Here is a 16,072-nt window from a genome sequence, read left to right as displayed (position 1 = left end):
CGGATGTGCGGGATCACTGTCTCCTCTGCCCGACCGCGTGCTGCTCGGCTCAGGAGCCCGTGTCAGGGTTCGTGTATGAGATCTCGACCCCCCGAGCTTTCTGGACCGGCCCTTGCCGCGTTGGGCGCGTTGCTGGACCGCTCCCTGATCCAGATCGCCGACGCCGCCCACGACGCGCGCACGTTCGACCGGGAAACCATCAGGGTCTTCGCCGACGTGTGGGACAACAACACCTTCCCCCTGTTCCGCGCCGCGACAGGTCGGACCGGTCGTGAGAGGGAACGGCGTGCCCGAGCGGCCCTGGAGTGGATGGCGAGCCTGGAGCCCCGGGGCCGGGCCTGGTTGCTGGAGCAAGGGGCGGCGGCCGGGCACCGGATCGACGCACTGGTCCAACCTCCACCTGCGCGCCCCGACGGGCATTGGCGCGACTACGGGGGAACGGTCCGGCCGGCGTACTCCCGGTGGACGCCGCAGACACTGACCGAACTGGCCGACGACTACGCATTGGACGCGGCGACCCTCCGCCACCTACGCATCGAACGTGACGGCACCCGGCTCGGTGGTTTCCTCACCCTGGAACTCGCCCGCTCCTACGCCCCTGGCGACGGCGGAGCCCGGGTCCCCACACTCGACGTGTGCCTGCACGACCTGGCCGAAGCGGACGTCGATACCGGTACCGAGTCCGGGGTGCGGCTGGACTGCGACGCACGCGGAGCATCGGTCGGTCTCGGCACCCGCGGAGTGCTACGGGCACGGTCGGCTTCGCTGCGGCTCGACGACCCCTTCTGGCACCTGTCGGGTGCGGGCCGCCGGGCCGACACGCAGGTCCCGTCCCGCAGGGGCGGGGCCAGGGCAGGTCATCCACCACAGGCAGGGAAGCTGTCGTCTTCGGTGTGGGGCGCGGCCGTCTTCCTCAGTACGGCGATGGTGCACATGCGCTCGGTCCACGCCCTGCCGGGAGCCTTGGGTGTCCCCGTGAAGGCCTACTGCCAGGCCCTGCGGGGAGCTGGACAGGACATCCTGGCGGCAGGAGCTCTTCCGCGGCGGCAGCGTGAGGTGGCTTTCCGCTCCCTGGTGGTGCGGTGGCTCCACCAGGGAGGGGTCGGACTGGTGCCGTGGTGGAAACGGCTCCTCCAAGGCGTTCCGGACGCCGCGGAGCTGATACGTGAGGTGCACCGAAGCCCTCTCGTGTCGGGGGCGGACCCGGCCGTCCTCGACTCCGCCCGCGAGGTCACAGGTCTCCCCGATCGGGCCGAACTGCGCCTGGTCTCCTACACGATCGAACACATCGCTTGGGGCACTCGACAAGGCACCCAGGCCGTCGTGCACCTGGCCGTGCCCGGTCACGAACCGGGGGCGTTGTGGCGGTTGGAGGGTCTGGTCGCGACCGATCCCGTCCGGATCCGGATGTGCACCGAGGCGTTCGGTGGGCCCCTGCGCTTTCGTGTCGACGGGAAGGAGACGGAATCGCAGGTCTTAGTGGGGGGCGACGATGTCCTGGTCCTGGCCGCTCGCGCCTGGAGCAGGGAGCCCTCGTCGTACTGACCTGACCGGGTGTTGTACGCGGACGGTGGACGGAAGCACCGGTCATAGCCCTGTAGGCAGTTACGGAGGATGAATGCGGGGATGGTCCCGTTTCGGTCCCACCTCGGTCCCATCAGTGCGATGGTTCCTCGAAAGTGAAGCAGTGCACTCCGCATGGACTGGGGTTTGTAGCTCGTCCGGCAGGATTCGAACCTGCGACCATCGATGAGAAGCAGAAATGGTGTCCGATGGCATATCGTGAGGTCGTGCGAAGTACATTTATCCCATTTTTTGTCCCGGCCTGCGGGCCCTGCGGGAAATGACCCGGCCATGGAGATCTAAATGTCGCTGCAGTGCTGGACGCCTTTTCCCTGGGGTGAGCCGAAAAGTGATGGGCCTGTGCTGAGGGCACCACCTCGGTAAATGGGCGGCCTCGGTGGTTTCGCTGTGAGAAGGGGGCCTGAGACAGGCAGAATGCGACGGAACCGCAGGCCGGGGTGTGGGGTCGGAGGCAGCAGCAGTGTGCTCGGATGTGAAAACGCTGGGCACGTCCCTGACGATGCGGTCGGCGTTCAGGCCGGGGCGGGGTCGTGCTCGGTGTGCGGGTTCCTCACCCCGCGGTGCTCGACGTCCACACTCAGAACGCCAGAACCTTGGCCCGACAACGGAAAACTTCATCGTTGCGTCAAACGGGGAAACCGAGATCACGGTATTCTATTACTCGTCTAATTCCTATGAATCTACAATTCCCAGTCTCCCTGTCCACCTCAATGGGTACATTGCCGATCATGCGCTCCTCCCACTTTCCCTCTTTGAGGAAAGCGGCAGAGTCCCAGGGTGCGATCACGTAATTCTCGTGGCAGAAAATATCGCGCTCGGATATAATACCATCTTGGATCATGGATTTGCTGATGGCATCCTTGAAGAATTTCCTGGCCAGATCGATGGCTTCTTCTTTTTCCATCATGGCGTATGTGTCCTTGCCGGAATGTAGTAGCTCCATTTTGCCACGTGGCCAGCTATCTCAGTCTGTGTATCCAGGAAGACAAATCGACCCTGGTCCGTTTCGTGATCGAGTCTCCTGGCGACTGGGGCGACACCGGTGCGAGGACGAGGGCTCGATCGCCTGGCCGGGCTTTTTTCGAAGGTTGAATGTACTCTGGGGTGCAGGGCCTCCACCTTCCGGGCAATGCTCGGCATTGCCTGCATGCTCTTCTGTTGCAAACGCCCATCCAGGCATGCCAATGGCTATCGATATGATCCCTAGACCGGGTATCCCATGTCCCTGTAGTCCAGGACCTGTATGATGTCGATGAAGTCGCATGCACCGGTTTCCAAATTCACCCTAATCGGGGTATTTCCTACTAGGCCATCCTCTATTTTTCCTGTCTTCAGGTAAGAAATTGTGTTATAGGGGACAATGAGGTCGTTTTCATGTTGAAATGATTTTTCGCGCATAGCCTTCACGTCATTGTACTTCCATTCTCTTGATTCTGACTCAAGAAATTCCTCGGCCTTGATGATGGCAACTTCCCGATCTAGTTTCGACATCTAGTTCCTCCTGATGGGAGAGTAGTGGCGCCATCTGCCGATATGGTCTACGATGCCTCTTTGGTTCCGAGTCTCCAATAAACCAGGCACGAGACATCGTGTCCAGCGAGCTGGGTCACGCGACCATGTACTTCACCCAGGGCGCCTACCAGTCGGTTTTCCCGGACGTGGCGAAGGCGGTGGCTGAGGCCACCGCCGCGCTGCTACGCGGCACCTCGGCTCCGGTGAGGTAACCGAACCGGCGAGCACACCAGGATCCGCACGGCACCCCCGGCCCCGGGTCAGTGCAAGGATTCACCCCGGATGGCCTGGGGTTTCCTCGTAATCGCGGCCGGTAACCGATCGGATCAAGGGTCCCTTGGTTGAGTTATTCCCCCGATAGATCGCTGTACCACCGCTGTAGAAGCTGTTCGCTCGTGTGCGTGTCGGGATGATCGGAACCGAGCACTCGTCTCCGATCCTGCACCAGAGCAGCCAGAAGCTTGAGGGCCTCAGCGGTGTTGCCCACCTCATGGGTCCACAAGGCGAGTTTGTGGCGAGTCAGCAGGGTGTGGGGATGGTCGGGGCCGAGAACACGCAGCCGGTCGATGAGAAGGTCTTCGTATGCGGTGATGGCGGCTGTGGGATCCCCAGCTTCGCCCCACCAGTCAGCGAGCTTGCCTCGGGTCGAAAGGGTGTCGGGGTGGTCGGGTCCGAGGATACGCACTCGGTCGGCGAGGAGATTTTCGAGAGTGACAGCGGCGCTTATGGGGTCCCCAGCTTCTCCTTGCCACCTACTGAGGTTGGCGCGAGTGATGAGGGTGTGGGGATGGTCGGGTCCGAGGATACGTAGCTGGTCGGTAAGGAGGTCTTGAAGGGCAGCAGCAGCGCTTATGGGATCTCCGGACCGGCCTCGCCACCAGGCGACTTCGTGACGAGTGGAAAGGGTGTCGGGGTGGTCGGGGCCGAGCACGCGCACCCGGTCCCTGAGGAGATCTTGGAGGGTAGTAACAGCAACAACGGGGCCTCTGGCCCGGCCTTGCCACCAGGCAAGGTCATGCCGGGTAGTGAGGGTGTCGGGGTGATCAGGTCCAAGAACACGCAGCATTGCAGTGAGGAGGTCTTCGTAGGTTTGCGCTGCAGCTATGGGATCCCCGGCCTGGCCCCGCCACCAGGCAAGATTGTGGCGGGTGGCGAGCGTATCAGGGTGGTCGGGCCCCAGCACGCGTAGCCGATCAGCGAGGAGATCTTCAAGGGCCTGCGCTGCTGTGGCGGGAGATCCGGCTTCGCCATCCCAATGCGCAAGCTTATGACGAGTGGTCATGGTATGCGGATGGTCGGATCCGAGGGCGCGCTGTTGGTCGGTGAGAAGTTCTTCGAGGGCTTGCATTACTTTGGTGAGGTTTCCGGTTTCGCCGCGCCAGTGAGCGAGGCTGTAGCGAGAAGCAAGGGTGCTGGGGTGGTCAGGGCCCAAATTCTTATGGGCGGCACGGGTCATGTGCTCCCAGTAGGTAACCGCTTCATGTACTCTTCCGGCCTCGCCCAGACTGCGGCCCGCCCAGAACAGCACGGGATGGCCTTCCGATTCCCACAACCATTTCTCCACATATTGCCCATGTCCGGTACGACCGTGCAATGCCTGAGTATTGGAGCGCAGTCGGTCGGCCAGGACAGTGTCGCGTTCCACCTCCGGCCATGCGTGAAAGAGCGCGTCTGCGGCAGTTTGCGCGGTCTCACGTGTAGGACGAGTCATATGGTGTTCTCGGGTAGCGCGCTGGACGAGTTGGTGGACGCGGACCGTATGTGGACTTCTTCCAGGACTGTTGCCAGAAACAGTACGAGTGAGAAGGTTGAGCCGGTCCAGCCCTGCCAAGATGGTGCGCACTTGGTGGGCGGACACTCCGGGGCGGTCGCGCGGGCCCTTCGCTTTGTGGCGAGCCGCGAGGTAGTCCAACATCGGTGGAGAGGTCAAGACCTGTTCGGGGACGCCAGTGCCGTCCAGTAGGGCGATGACACTCATCAATGGGCGGGCGACTCCACGAGGGTGGAGGTTGTCGGCTTGTCCTAGGGACAGGTCCCACGTGGCGGCGAGTGGAGAGGAGGTGTTCCAGTCGGGAAATACCTCCTCCAAGGTGGTCATCCGGTCATGGAACACTTCCAGGTAGCCGGGGCAGTCCAGGACAAGGTCCGCCATGTAGGGCACTGCCTGCCCTAGGGCGAGTGGGAGGCGGCCCAGGGCATTAGCCAGGGTGTCCAGCTCTGCGGTGGAGTGTGGAATGCCTGCTGTGTCGAGGGCCTGAGTGAGGAAGGCGCGTGCTTCGTTGGAGGTATAGATGTCTACCTCGATGAGGTGGCCCTGAGTAGTCAGGGAATGGTCGCGCCTTCGCGTGGTGACTAGGACGCGGCCGTGAGGCTGGTCGTGTGGGGGCCACAGGTCTTCCACCTGGGGTAGGTCGGTCAGGTCGTCCCACACCACCAGCCATCGCCGGTTTTGGTGTTTGTTGGGGTCGCCGAGCCAGGCGAGGAACAGGTGAGCGGCGTCCTCTGGGTCCTCTGGGACCGTGCTGTACAGCTGTCGGGACGCGTGGGCATAGGCGGAAGTGATGCTTGCACGGGTGGAGGCGTTGGCCCACACCAGGACGTCCACCCTTCGTTCAGGGTCAGTGATGTTGCGAAGGGTGCGGGCGTAGTGGGCGGCCAACTGGGTCTTGCCAACCCCGCCGATACCGGAGATGACCTGTCGCAGGATGACGGTTCCGAAACTGTGCAGGTCGTTGTCAAGCCGGTCGGCGATGGTCCGATGCTGGTAGTGAGCTGCCGCCTCGGGGATGGAGCCGAAACGGATAGGCCAATTCACCTGATGAGCCACCTGAGGGGTCACGTGCACGTTCCGTCCTTGGATGACGGTGCTGCTGGAGGTGTCTCCGTCTACGGTGTTGACGACACTGTGCCGCTCTTCCCTCGCCTTGCTCATGCCATCTGATTGTGGTGCGCGAAGCCTTGTCGGGTAAGGGCTTCGGCTGCATCGGTCGTATCCGGCCGGTGGGCGGCCACGGGCCCCGTAGCCAGGGCTCCGGTGTCTGGGAGGCTGGGGGCGTTGGTGGGCGGACACGGGCCGTCCTCGGCCCGGGACGCCAAGGTCGCAGAACGGCAAAGTGTTCAGAGGCGGGCGGACACGCCGGCTGCACGGGGGCTTGCGCCGGGGAGCACCTCGGGGACGGCGACGCGGCGAAGACCGCTGGTGGGGCCCTCGTGTCAGCCGTCCGTCCCGGGAGTGCGTGGCGCACCCGGCAGGAGTCGGACCTGCGGCCGTCGGACGTGGAGGCCCTGACCCTAGGACGTCCACGACGGAGGCCCCGGGCACGGCGGTCGCCGAGTCCGGGGCCTTCGCAGAGGGACCCACCGCCCCCGGCTACCCGGCAACCTCCGTCTTCTCGGCGGACTCGGCCTGGGCCCGGCTCCGGCGAGCCGAGCGCATCCGTGCGACGGCGACCAGGGCCACGGCCGCGAGGATGACCGTGTAGATGCCGATGGTGATCGGCCCGGCGAAGAGCGCGCCCACGTCCCCCTGACCGATGGCCAGTGCGCGGCGGAGCTCCGTCTCGGCGAGCGGGCCCAGGATGACCGCGATGAGCACCGGGGCCACCGGGATCGAGTACCGCCGCATCATGAACCCGAGCAGCCCCAGCAGGATCAGGAGCCACAGCTCGATCACCGAGTAGGACGAGGCGTAGACCCCCAGCACCGCGAAGCCGGTGATGCCGGCGTACAGGTAGCGGCGCGGGATCAGGAGCAGCTTCGCCCACAGCGGTGCGAAGGGCAGGTTCAGGATGAGCAGCATGACGCTGCCGATGAACAGGCTGGCCAGGAGTGCCCACACCAGGTCGGCGTTGCGCTCGAAGAGCAGCGGACCGGGCTGCATGCCGTACTGCTGGAAGGCGGCGAGCATGATCGCCGCCGTGGCCGAGGTGGGCAGGCCCAGCCCCAGCAGCGCGCCCATCGCGGTGCCCGCCGTGGCGCTCGCGGCGGTCTCCGGGGCGGCCACGCCCTCGATGGCGCCCTCTCCGAACTCGTCGGGGCGCTTGCCCCTGCGGGCCCGCAGCTGGGACAGCTTGCGCTCGGTGCCGTAGGCCAGGAACGTGGGGATTTCCGACCCGCCCGCGGGGACGGCGCCGAAGGGGAGGCCGAAGCCCAGTCCGCGGATCCACGCGGGCACGGCGCGTTTGAGGTCGCGCACACTGAGCCAGGGGGTGCCGCTGGTGCGCAGGAGTTCGGTGTTCCCGCTTCCTCCGCGGTGCACGCGCGAGGCCACGTGGAGGACCTCTCCCAGCGCGAGCAGGCCCACGGTCACCGTGATGATGCTGACCCCCTCGAACAGGGAGGGGATGCCCAGGGTGAAGCGGGCCGCGCCGCTCTGGGAGTCGATGCCGACCATGGCCAGCGACAGGCCGATGGAGAGCGCGATGAGGCCGCGCACCATGGACTGGGCGACGACCGCGGAGGTGGCCAGGAAGGCGAAGACGGCCAGCGCGAAGTACTCGGCGGGGCCGAAGCGCAGGGCGATGTCGATGATGACGCCCGAGAAGAACGCCACCACGGCCGTGGAGACGACCGCGCCGATGAACGCGCCGATCGCCGACGTGGCCAGGGCCTGGGAGGCCCTGCCCTTGAGCGCCATCTTGTGGCCCTCGATCGCCGTGGCGATGGCCGAGCTGTTGCCCGGGGTGTTCATGAGGATCGAGGTCGTGGAGTCGCCGAAGAGCCCGCCGTAGTAGACGGCGGTGAACATGATGAACGCGCCCGTGGGGTCGAGCTTGAAGGTGACGGGCAGCAGCAGGGCCACCGCCATCGCCGACCCCAGGCCGGGCAGGACGCCGACCGCGGTGCCGAGCACGACGCCGACCAGCGCCCACAGCAGGTTCTCCGGGGTGAGGGCGGCCGCGAAGCCGCCCCCGAGAAGTCCGAGCGTCTCCATGTCAGAGCACCCCTCCCAGGATCCCCGCGGGGAGTTTCAGGCCCAGGCCGGCGACGAACGCCAGCTGGACGACGGAGGAGTAGACCAGCGCCACGCCGGCCTCGAACACGGGACGCCGCTTGTCGCCGAAGGCCCAGGCGACGCCGAAGAACAGCAGGGCCCCGGACAGCAGCCAGCCCACCGGCTGCAGCAGCAGGGCGAAGAGCGCGACCGAGCCGATCACGATGCCGACCGTGCGCCAGTCGCTGTGAGTGGCGGGCGCGCCCGCCGGGGGCCGCTCGCCGTCGACCAGCTCTCCGACGGCTCCGGCCTGGTCGTGCGCCCTGGTCTCGGTGTCGGCGGGGCCGCTCTCCGGCTCCGGGGCGGGGCGCCGGATCACCTGGACGGCGAGCGCCGTGCCCAGGACCACCATCAGGACCGCGACGACGGAGGGGAAGAACTGCGGCCCCGGCGAGGCCGAGTTGTCGGGCACGTGCATGGTGAGCGTCTGCTCGCCGAGGAAGAGGCCGATGCCGATGGTGAGCAGGCCGACGAAGATCTCGCTCCGCCCCCTCCACCAGTGCCGGGCCGGCCGCGCGGGGCGCGGTCCGGTCTCGGTCCCGCGCGGTTCCGCGGGTGTGCTGCGCAGGCTCATGACAGTCCCAGGTCCTGTGTGACGGTGGTGATGCGGTCGATCTCGGCTGCGAGGAACTCCTCGAACTCCGGTCCGGACTGGAAGGTGTCCTCCCACCGGTTGCGTTCGAGGGTGTCCTGCCACTCGGGGGTGCGGACCATCTCCTCGACGATGGCGGTCAGCTCCTCGCGCTCGGCGTTGCTGATGCCGGGCGCAGCCATGAAGCCGCGCCAGTTCGGCAGCACGGCGTCCACGTCCTGCTCGGGCAGGGTCGGGTGCTCCTCCAGCCCCGGCACGCGCTCTTCCGCGGAGACGCCGAGGACGCGGAGGTTGCCCGCCTCCACCTGGTCGCGGAACTCGTTGTAGCCCGAGACGCCGACGTCGACGCTGCCCGAGAGCAGGGACGTGAGCGCCTGGGCCCCGCCCGCGAAGGGGATGTAGTTGACGCTCTGGGGGTCCACCCCCCGCGACTGGGCGGCCAGGCCCGCGAGGAGGTGGTCGGTGCCGCCCAGGGAGCCGCCGCCGACCGCCACCGCGCCCGGGTCCTCCTCCCAAGCCGCGACGAGGTCCGACATGTCCTCGAACGGGGAGTCCTCCCTGACCACGAACACCTCGTAGTCGTCGGCGACGCGGGCGATGGGGACCACGTCCTCCAGGGTCTGCGCCGAGTCGTTGACGATGATGCCGCCGATCATGACGGTGCCCGTCGTCATCAGGGTGGTCGCGTCGCCCTCCCGGCGGACCGTCTGGGCGAGGCCGATCGTGCCGCCGGCCCCGGGGAGGTTCATCACCTGCGTGTTCTCGACGATGCCGTTGACACGCAGGGAGTGCTGGGCCTCGCGCGCCACCAGGTCCCAGCCTCCGCCGGGGTCGGCCGGGACGACGATGTCGACCCGGGCCCGGGCCTCGGACGCGCCCGTGTCGGAGAGCGCGGCGTTGGCCGCGGCGGCGCCGACGACGAGGACGGAGGCCACGGCTCCCACCGAGCGGAGGATCCGCTGGTTCTTCATCCTTCACTTCCTCTCGACCCCCTGGTCCACCTGGTGGACCAGGAGGGCCGCTTGCTGGTTCCGGAAATGATGCGGGTCACAATGGCTCCTGTCAACGGGAGGATGACACGCGCCCGTAACGTGTTCGTCGCGGTCCGGGTGTACCTGCCTCTTCCAGCGGCTTTTTTCGCGGAGCGGTGTTCGGGGCGGAGGTGCCCGTCGAAGGCGGGCCTGTACGGGAATCCGCCCCGTGCGCTAGGCTGTCGCCGCGAGTCCACCTGATGGATCAGAGAGACCACACAGTGGACCACTGGCGAGGAGGAGACATGCCGGGAGGCGACGCGGACGGCTCCGTGCGCAGCGTGGCGCGCGCACTGGACCTGCTGGACCTGTTCGACGAGACGCACCAGGCCCACACCGTGCGGGAGCTCACCGAGCGGACGGGTCTGGCCAAGACGACCGTCCTGCGACTGGTGGGAACCCTGGAACAGCGGGGGCTGCTGTGGACCCGGCCCGACGGCCGGATCGGGGTGGGCCCCGGACTGCTGCGGTGGGCCCGCCTGGCCCACGCGGTCTGGAGGGTCCCCGAGGCGGTCCGGGCGGTGATGCGCGAACTCGTCGCGGACACCGCGGAGACCGTCAACCTCTACGTCCGCGCGGACGCGGTGCGCGTGTGCGTCGCCCAGGAGGAGGGCCCCCAGCGGCTCCGCCACGTCGTGAACACCGGTGACGAGATGGTCCTGTGGGGCGGCTCCGCCAGCAAGGTCCTCCTGATCGGCGCCCCCGAGTCCCTGCTCCTGCGCGTCTCGGCGGCCTCGCCCCACGGCCCCGGGCACCTCAACCGGCTCAAGGAGGAGGTGGAGCGCGCCGCGCGGCTGGGCTACGCGGTCAGCCACGGCGAGCGCGAGACCGGGGCCTCCGGCGTCGCCGCCCCCGTGTACGGGCCGGACGGCGCCGTCCCCGTCGCCGCCCTGGCCGTGGGCGGGCCCACCGCCCGCTTCACCGACGCCGCGGTCGAGAGCTTCACCTCGGCCGTCGTCGGCGCGGCGGGGCGCATCACCGGCATCGGCCTCGACCCCCTGGGCGGGCCCGCGGGCCCCGGAAGGACGGCCCGATGAGCGCGGCGGAACAGCCCGAACCCCTGCTGGCCGGGGTCCGCGTCCTGGACATGACCAACGTCCTGGCCGGACCCTACGCCGGCTACCAGCTGGCCCTCATGGGGGCGGAGGTGGTCAAGGTCGAGGTGCCCGGCAGCGGGGACCTGGCCCGGCGGCTCGGAGCCGCCCCCGACCTCAGCGCCCGGGGCCTGGGCGCGTCGTTCCTGGCGCAGAACGCCGGCAAGCGCTCCCTCACGCTCGACCTCAAGTCCCCCCGGGGCGGCGAGGTGATGGAGCGGCTGGTCCGCGGGGCCGACGTGCTGCTGGAGAACTTCCGCCCCGGGGTCCTGGAGCGGCTGGGCTTCGGCTGGGAGCGGCTGCGCGGGATCAACCCCCGGCTGGTGTACTGCGCGGTCTCCGGGTTCGGGGCCGACGGCCCCATGAGCGGGCGCCCCGCCTACGACCAGATCGTCCAGGGGCTCTCGGGGATGATGAGCGCCACCGGCACCCCGGGGACCGGGCCGCTCCGGGCCGGCTTCCCCGTCGCGGACGTCCTGGGCGGCCTCGCGGCGGCCTTCGCGGTCAGCACCGCGCTCGTGCGGCGCGAGCGGACCGGGATCGGCGCCAGCGTGGACGTGTCCATGCTGGAGACCGCCATCACCGCCATGGGATGGGGTGTCTCCAACTTCCTGACCACCGGCGTCGAGCCGTCCCCCATCGGCAACGAGAACGCCACCGCCGCGCCCTCCGGCACCTTCGCCGCGGCCGACGGCGCGCTCAACATCGCCGCCAACAAGCAGGAGCAGTTCGAGACCCTGTGCGCCCTGGTCGGCGCGCCCCACCTGGCCTCGGACCCGCGCTTCGCCCGCCGCGAGGACCGCAAGGCCCACAGGGACGCCCTGCGGGAGGAGCTGGAGAAGCACCTCGCCCGGCGCACGGCCCGGGAGTGGGAGCGGGAGCTGTCCGAGGCGGGCGTCCCGGCCGCCCGCGTCCTGAGCGTGGCCGAGGCGCTGGACCTGGACCAGGTGGAGCACCGGGGCCTCGTGCACACGCTCCCCTTCCCCGGGGAGGAGGGGCGCGAGCTGCGGGTCCTCGGCAGCGGGGTGCACGTGGACGGGGCCGCCCTCGCCCCGCCCGGACCGCCCCCCGTGCTCGGGGAGCACACGGCCGAGGTCCTGCGCGAGGCGGGCTTCGGCGACGAGGAGATCGACAGGCTGCGCGAGGAGGGAACCGTATGAGCGACACCGGCCAGGAGTCCATGACCCGCCGCGAGATCGGGAGCTGGTGGTCCACGGGGGTCATCAGGATCGCCCCGGGCGAGATCGAGCCGCGCGGCTACCCCGTCCAGGAGCTGATCGGGCAGGCCTCGTTCGTGGACACCGTGTGGCTTATGCTGCGCGGGGAACTGCCCGATCCCCGGCAGTCCCGCCTGCTGGAGGCGGCCCTGGTCGCCGCCGTCGACCACGGCCCCCAGGCGCCCTCGATCGCGGCCGCGCGCATGGCGGCCACCTGCGGCGTCGGCCTGAACAGCGCCGTCGCCACCGGCGTCAACCTCCTCGGGGACGTCCACGGCGGAGCGGGCCAGCAGTGCGTGGAGCTCCTGGAGCGGATGGCGGCCCTGCGCGCCGGAGGCGCCCAGGTGGACCGCGTGTCCGCCGACGAGGTGGCCGGGTACCGCGCCCGGGGGGAGTACGTGCCCGGGTTCGGCCACCGCTTCCACCCCCGCGACCCCCGCCGCGACCCGCTCCTGGGCCTGGTCGGGGCGGCCGTGGAGGAGGGCGTGGTGCCGGGTGGCCCCCTGGAGTCGGCCCTGGCCCTCGAAGCCGCCCTGTCCGAGGGGCGTGCGAGACCCGTCCCCATGAACGTGGACGGCGCCACGGCGGTCGTCTACGCGTCCCTGGGGTTCCCCGCCGAGCTGGCGCGGGGGCTGTTCGTGCTCTCCCGCTCCGTCGGGATCCTCGCCCACGCCTGGGAGGAGCACGGGTCGGGCGCCAGGATCAAGGGGCCGCTCCCCCGCTCGGTCCTGGCGGAGTACACCGGGCCGCCGACCCGCCACGTCCCCGCGGACCGGAGGGCCTGAGGGCCGGTCCCGTCCCCGGAAAGGTGCACGGCTCCGCTCCGCCTTCCCTCCGTGATCTTGTACTTATAGCGAGGTTGGGCGTCGAGAACGTCTATAAGTACAAGATCATCGGGGTCGGGACCCCTCACATCACATCGGCGACGTCTTCGGCCACGGCACTACGGGGCCCTGCTCGGCGCCGGCCGCCCCGGCCCGGGGCTCAGGGGGTCCGGAAATCCCGGGCCCCGGGGGCCAGCGCGGCCAGCGCGGGCGCCGCCACGCACAGCACGGCGCACGCCAGGAGCACCGGCCCGGCGCCGAAGGCCTGCGCGGCCGGGGCGATCAGGGCCAGGCCCACGGGCGCGAGCCCGTAGGAGAACAGGAAGTCCAGGGAGGAGACCCGCGCGAGCTTGCCGGGCTCCACCTCCCGCTGCGCCGCCGTGAACCACGGGACGTTGAACAGCTCCACGCCGACCCCCACCACCGCGTACGCGGCCATGACCGCCAGGGGGCCCACGGGCAGGATCAGGCTCAGCGGGGCCAGGCCGTAGAGGGCCAGCCCGGCCAGGGCGGTCCACCCCTGGGCCGGGGGCCGCCACCGGGAGACCAGCACCGCGCCGAGGAGGGCGCCGCCGGTGTAGGCGGTGAGCGCCCCGGCCAGGACCGCCTCGGTCCCGTAGTGGTCGCGGCTGGCCAGGGGGAGCAGGACGTTGGTGGCGGAGTAGCCCAGGGCGATCACCACGGTGAGGGCGCCCAGCCCGGCGACGAACCAGGGGTGCCTGCGGGCCTCGGCGAGCCCTTCGAGGAACTCGGTGTGGAAGGCGGCGCGCGGGGCCCGCTCCCCGGTCCCCGCCGCGGCGCCCGCCGGGGGCAGGAGCGCGGCCGCGAGCCACAGCGCGGCCGTGACCAGGAGCAGGGCTCCCGTGCCGGTCACCGTCGACAGCAGCGCGGTCAGCCCGGGGGCGAGCAGGGTGGCGCCCCGCACGGAGAACGTGAGGGCCGCGTTGGCCTGCTGCCGGTCCTCGGGGGCGACGACCTCGGCGGTGAGCGCCTGGAACGCGGGGCGGCAGGCGCCCTGGCCGACGCCCACCACGGCCGCCGCCGCTGCCATGAGCGCGGTGGAGGTGCCCAGCCCCAGGGCGAGGACGGGTGTGGCGGCCGCCGCCGCGAGCCCCGACCACAGGACGACGGACCGCCGGGAGTGGCGGTCGGCGAGCAGCCCGCCGAGGGGGACCGCGACCAGGAAGCCCGCGGTCCGTGTGGCCAGGACCAGTCCCAGGCCCACGGCGCCGAGGGAGCCGTCGAGCACCGCCAGGCCGAGGATGAACGGCAGGGCCCAGGTCGCCAGGCCCGACGCCGTGGTTCCGCACCACAGGCGCACGAAGGCGGGGTCGAGGAGGGGGGAGCCCCGTAGCCGGCGGGGATCGGTCTGGTTCGGCGTCGTCGTTGACACGCGTGGTCTCTCGCTCTCTGGCGGTTCGGCAGGGGTCTGTTCCATCTTAGTGAAAACGATAACCACTAACGCTCGTATTCACATCGCCGCCATCTGCTGACAATGATTTTCATTTCCCCTATAGTCGTCATCGCCAGAGCCGCCCCTGCCGCCCCGCGCGGTCGGTCCGGTGTCCGAGATGCGACCTGGGGCGTGTGTGCCGGCGCCCCGTGTCCGCATTCCGAGACGTACCCCTCCGCCGTCGAAAGGACCCGCGTGGATCCCTCCCTGATCGCCCAGCTCCCTCCCCCTCTTCCGGCCGAGCAGATCATCGGCATGAACCAGCCCAAGGCCGACCTCCGCACCCACCGCACCTACACCTGGAACGGGTGGGACTTCACCGTCCCTCCCGGCGTGTTCATGCCGGGGGAGACGAGCCGGATGATCCACCAGCGCCTCCTCGACGGCGACATCGCGGTGCGGGGCAGGCGCTACGCCGCGATGGGGGTCGGCCTGGGGGTCGAGACCGCCGTGGCGGGCCTGCGCGGAGCGGCGCGGGTCTACGCCGTGGACGTGCACGCCGACAGCGTCCGCGCGGCCGGGGACAACTACCGCAGGCTCGTCACCGGCGCGCAGGCGCCGGAGTTCGTCCCGGTCGTCTCCGACGTCTTCGCGGGCTTCCCCGAGGGCCACCAGGCGGACGTCGTCACGTTCAACCCCCCGGCGGTCAGCCAGCCGGTGAGCGACGACCCCGACGTGGTCCGCAACGTGTGTGCCGGGGCCGCGGTCACCGAGGCCTTCTTCTCGCAGATCGCCGAACGCGACCTGCTGGCCCCCGGCGGGGAGGTCTACCTCATCGTGTCCAACACCGCCGACCTGCGCCGCATCATCGGCCACGCCGCCGCCACCGGGTTCAGGGCACAGATCCACCACCTGCACGACTGGGAGGACGGCGTCCTCACCCACCTGTTCCGGCTGACCCGCGGACCCGCCGGGGCCGGGGACGGGGACCGCGACCTGGAGGCCGTCCGATGAAGGACCTCGACACACTCTTCCGGTCGGTGCTGGCCGAGCCCGACCTGCCCCCGGCGACCAGCGTGTTCTGGGTCCACCACGGCACCCGGCTCGCGGGGGGAGGGGTCACCTACCTCAACCAGTACGTCCTGGTCAGGGTCGGCCGGGCCTTCGGCGCGTGCGCCTTCGAGCAGGGCGCCCTGGACCCCGCGGTCTGCGCCGAGGCCTCCGGCGCCCCCCTGCGCGACCTCCTCCTGCACGGGCCGCTCCCGCTGCGGCTCGCCGCCCTGGACGCCTACCTGGGACAGGCCGCGCCGCACGCCGAGGACCCCCGCGCCGAGGAGGTCGTCCTGCCCCGGGGCACCCCGGAGGAGCGGGCCCTGGCACGCGACGCGGCCGTCGCCGGTCTCGTCCCCGAGCCCGACGGCCGCAAGGTCGGCCTCATCGGCGTGGTGAACCCCCTCGTCGCCGCCATCCACGAGAGGGGAGGGCGCTGTCTTCCCTGCGACCTGAACCTGCGGAGCACGCAGTGGGGCGACCCCGTCACCCCGGACATGGAGGGGGTCCTCTCCGAGGCCGACGCCGTCGTCGCCACCGGGATGACCCTGGGCAACGGGACCTTCGACCGCATCCTGGAGCGCTGCCGCGAACGGGACGTCCCGCTCGTGGTCTACGCGCAGAGCGGCGCGGCCGTGGCCCGCGCGTTCCTCGGTGCGGGCGTGAGCGCCCTGTCGGCCGAACCCTTCCCGTTCTCCCAGTTCAGCGCCGACCCGACCTCCCTCTACCGCTACCGGGCCCACGGTGCGGATCGGAGAACGGCCGGGGGAGGGGAGGGGTGA

General features: G+C 69.7%; 13 protein-coding genes. 6 read left to right on the top strand and 7 right to left on the bottom strand.

The features are described 5' to 3' along the window. Positions 1–75: 75 nt before the first annotated feature. On the top strand, positions 76–1,545 hold the full coding sequence (locus ACFQBR_RS09075) for a hypothetical protein (protein WP_344177450.1): 1,470 nt from the start codon (positions 76–78) through the stop codon (positions 1,543–1,545). 664 nt (positions 1,546–2,209) lie between these two features. Here ACFQBR_RS09075 and ACFQBR_RS09070 read toward each other — a convergent pair. From ACFQBR_RS09070 to ACFQBR_RS09040, 6 genes are all read right to left on the bottom strand, one after another. Next, the gene (locus ACFQBR_RS09070; RefSeq protein ID WP_344177448.1) at positions 2,210–2,491 is read right to left on the bottom strand and encodes a hypothetical protein; all 282 of its coding nucleotides are present in this window, start codon (positions 2,489–2,491) and stop codon (positions 2,210–2,212) included. Between the two features lie 296 nt (positions 2,492–2,787). Next, positions 2,788–3,075, bottom strand: a complete 288-nt coding sequence (locus tag ACFQBR_RS09065) for a YrhB domain-containing protein (protein ID WP_344177445.1) — start codon at positions 3,073–3,075, stop codon at positions 2,788–2,790. Positions 3,076–3,442: 367 nt separating this feature from the next. Continuing rightward, complete coding sequence (locus ACFQBR_RS09055; protein WP_344177443.1) at positions 3,443–6,028, bottom strand: tetratricopeptide repeat protein; 2,586 nt, start codon at positions 6,026–6,028, stop codon at positions 3,443–3,445. Positions 6,029–6,466: 438 nt separating this feature from the next. Continuing rightward, the gene (locus ACFQBR_RS09050) at positions 6,467–8,029 is read right to left on the bottom strand and encodes a tripartite tricarboxylate transporter permease (RefSeq protein WP_344177441.1); all 1,563 of its coding nucleotides are present in this window, start codon (positions 8,027–8,029) and stop codon (positions 6,467–6,469) included. A 1-nt stretch (position 8,030) separates the two neighbouring features. Continuing rightward, entirely contained in the window at positions 8,031–8,663 is a 633-nt protein-coding gene (locus ACFQBR_RS09045; RefSeq protein WP_344177439.1) for a tripartite tricarboxylate transporter TctB family protein, read from the bottom strand. Further along, positions 8,660–9,652 carry a Bug family tripartite tricarboxylate transporter substrate binding protein gene (locus ACFQBR_RS09040; RefSeq protein WP_344177436.1) on the bottom strand — a complete coding sequence of 331 codons (993 nt, stop codon included), beginning with the start codon at positions 9,650–9,652 and terminating at the stop codon, positions 8,660–8,662. The genes ACFQBR_RS09045 and ACFQBR_RS09040 overlap by 4 nt, the downstream gene beginning before the upstream one ends. Positions 9,653–9,957: 305 nt before the next feature. Between ACFQBR_RS09040 and ACFQBR_RS09035 the strand changes: the two genes are divergently transcribed. From ACFQBR_RS09035 to ACFQBR_RS09025, 3 genes are read left to right on the top strand one after another with little or no spacing between them, the layout of a single operon-like run. Further along, positions 9,958–10,749, top strand: coding sequence for an IclR family transcriptional regulator (locus tag ACFQBR_RS09035; protein ID WP_344177433.1), 792 nt, complete (start codon positions 9,958–9,960; stop codon positions 10,747–10,749). Then, a complete protein-coding gene (locus tag ACFQBR_RS09030) occupies positions 10,746–11,966 on the top strand; it encodes a CaiB/BaiF CoA transferase family protein (RefSeq protein WP_344177431.1) in 1,221 nt (406 codons plus the stop codon). The genes ACFQBR_RS09035 and ACFQBR_RS09030 overlap by 4 nt, the downstream gene beginning before the upstream one ends. Then, the gene (locus ACFQBR_RS09025) at positions 11,963–12,808 is read left to right on the top strand and encodes a citryl-CoA lyase (RefSeq protein WP_344177429.1); all 846 of its coding nucleotides are present in this window, start codon (positions 11,963–11,965) and stop codon (positions 12,806–12,808) included. The genes ACFQBR_RS09030 and ACFQBR_RS09025 overlap by 4 nt, the downstream gene beginning before the upstream one ends. A 199-nt stretch (positions 12,809–13,007) precedes the next feature. On the opposite strand, the gene ACFQBR_RS09020 is transcribed toward ACFQBR_RS09025, so the two are convergent. Further along, positions 13,008–14,240, bottom strand: coding sequence for an MFS transporter (locus ACFQBR_RS09020; RefSeq protein WP_344177427.1), 1,233 nt, complete (start codon positions 14,238–14,240; stop codon positions 13,008–13,010). Positions 14,241–14,495: 255 nt separating this feature from the next. Between ACFQBR_RS09020 and ACFQBR_RS09015 the strand changes: the two genes are divergently transcribed. After that, on the top strand, positions 14,496–15,254 hold the full coding sequence (locus ACFQBR_RS09015) for a class I SAM-dependent methyltransferase (RefSeq protein ID WP_267949710.1): 759 nt from the start codon (positions 14,496–14,498) through the stop codon (positions 15,252–15,254). Continuing rightward, complete coding sequence (locus ACFQBR_RS09010) at positions 15,251–16,072, top strand: Rossmann-like domain-containing protein (RefSeq protein ID WP_344177424.1); 822 nt, start codon at positions 15,251–15,253, stop codon at positions 16,070–16,072. Before ACFQBR_RS09015 ends, ACFQBR_RS09010 begins: the two co-directional genes overlap by 4 nt.

The organism is Nocardiopsis tropica (genome assembly GCF_042660575.1).
GTDB lineage: Bacteria > Actinomycetota > Actinomycetes > Streptosporangiales > Streptosporangiaceae > Nocardiopsis > Nocardiopsis tropica.
This window is presented reverse-complemented; position numbering and strand designations above follow the sequence as displayed.

Coding starts and splice junctions, on each gene's coding strand:
- ACFQBR_RS09075 (WP_344177450.1), top strand. CDS start 76: ATGAGATCTCGACCCCCCGAGCTTTCTGGACCGGCCCTTGCCGCGTTG.
- ACFQBR_RS09070 (WP_344177448.1), bottom strand. CDS start 2,491: ATGATGGAAAAAGAAGAAGCCATCGATCTGGCCAGGAAATTCTTCAAG.
- ACFQBR_RS09065 (WP_344177445.1), bottom strand. CDS start 3,075: ATGTCGAAACTAGATCGGGAAGTTGCCATCATCAAGGCCGAGGAATTT.
- ACFQBR_RS09055 (WP_344177443.1), bottom strand. CDS start 6,028: ATGAGCAAGGCGAGGGAAGAGCGGCACAGTGTCGTCAACACCGTAGAC.
- ACFQBR_RS09050 (WP_344177441.1), bottom strand. CDS start 8,029: ATGGAGACGCTCGGACTTCTCGGGGGCGGCTTCGCGGCCGCCCTCACC.
- ACFQBR_RS09045 (WP_344177439.1), bottom strand. CDS start 8,663: ATGAGCCTGCGCAGCACACCCGCGGAACCGCGCGGGACCGAGACCGGA.
- ACFQBR_RS09040 (WP_344177436.1), bottom strand. CDS start 9,652: ATGAAGAACCAGCGGATCCTCCGCTCGGTGGGAGCCGTGGCCTCCGTC.
- ACFQBR_RS09035 (WP_344177433.1), top strand. CDS start 9,958: ATGCCGGGAGGCGACGCGGACGGCTCCGTGCGCAGCGTGGCGCGCGCA.
- ACFQBR_RS09030 (WP_344177431.1), top strand. CDS start 10,746: ATGAGCGCGGCGGAACAGCCCGAACCCCTGCTGGCCGGGGTCCGCGTC.
- ACFQBR_RS09025 (WP_344177429.1), top strand. CDS start 11,963: ATGAGCGACACCGGCCAGGAGTCCATGACCCGCCGCGAGATCGGGAGC.
- ACFQBR_RS09010 (WP_344177424.1), top strand. CDS start 15,251: ATGAAGGACCTCGACACACTCTTCCGGTCGGTGCTGGCCGAGCCCGAC.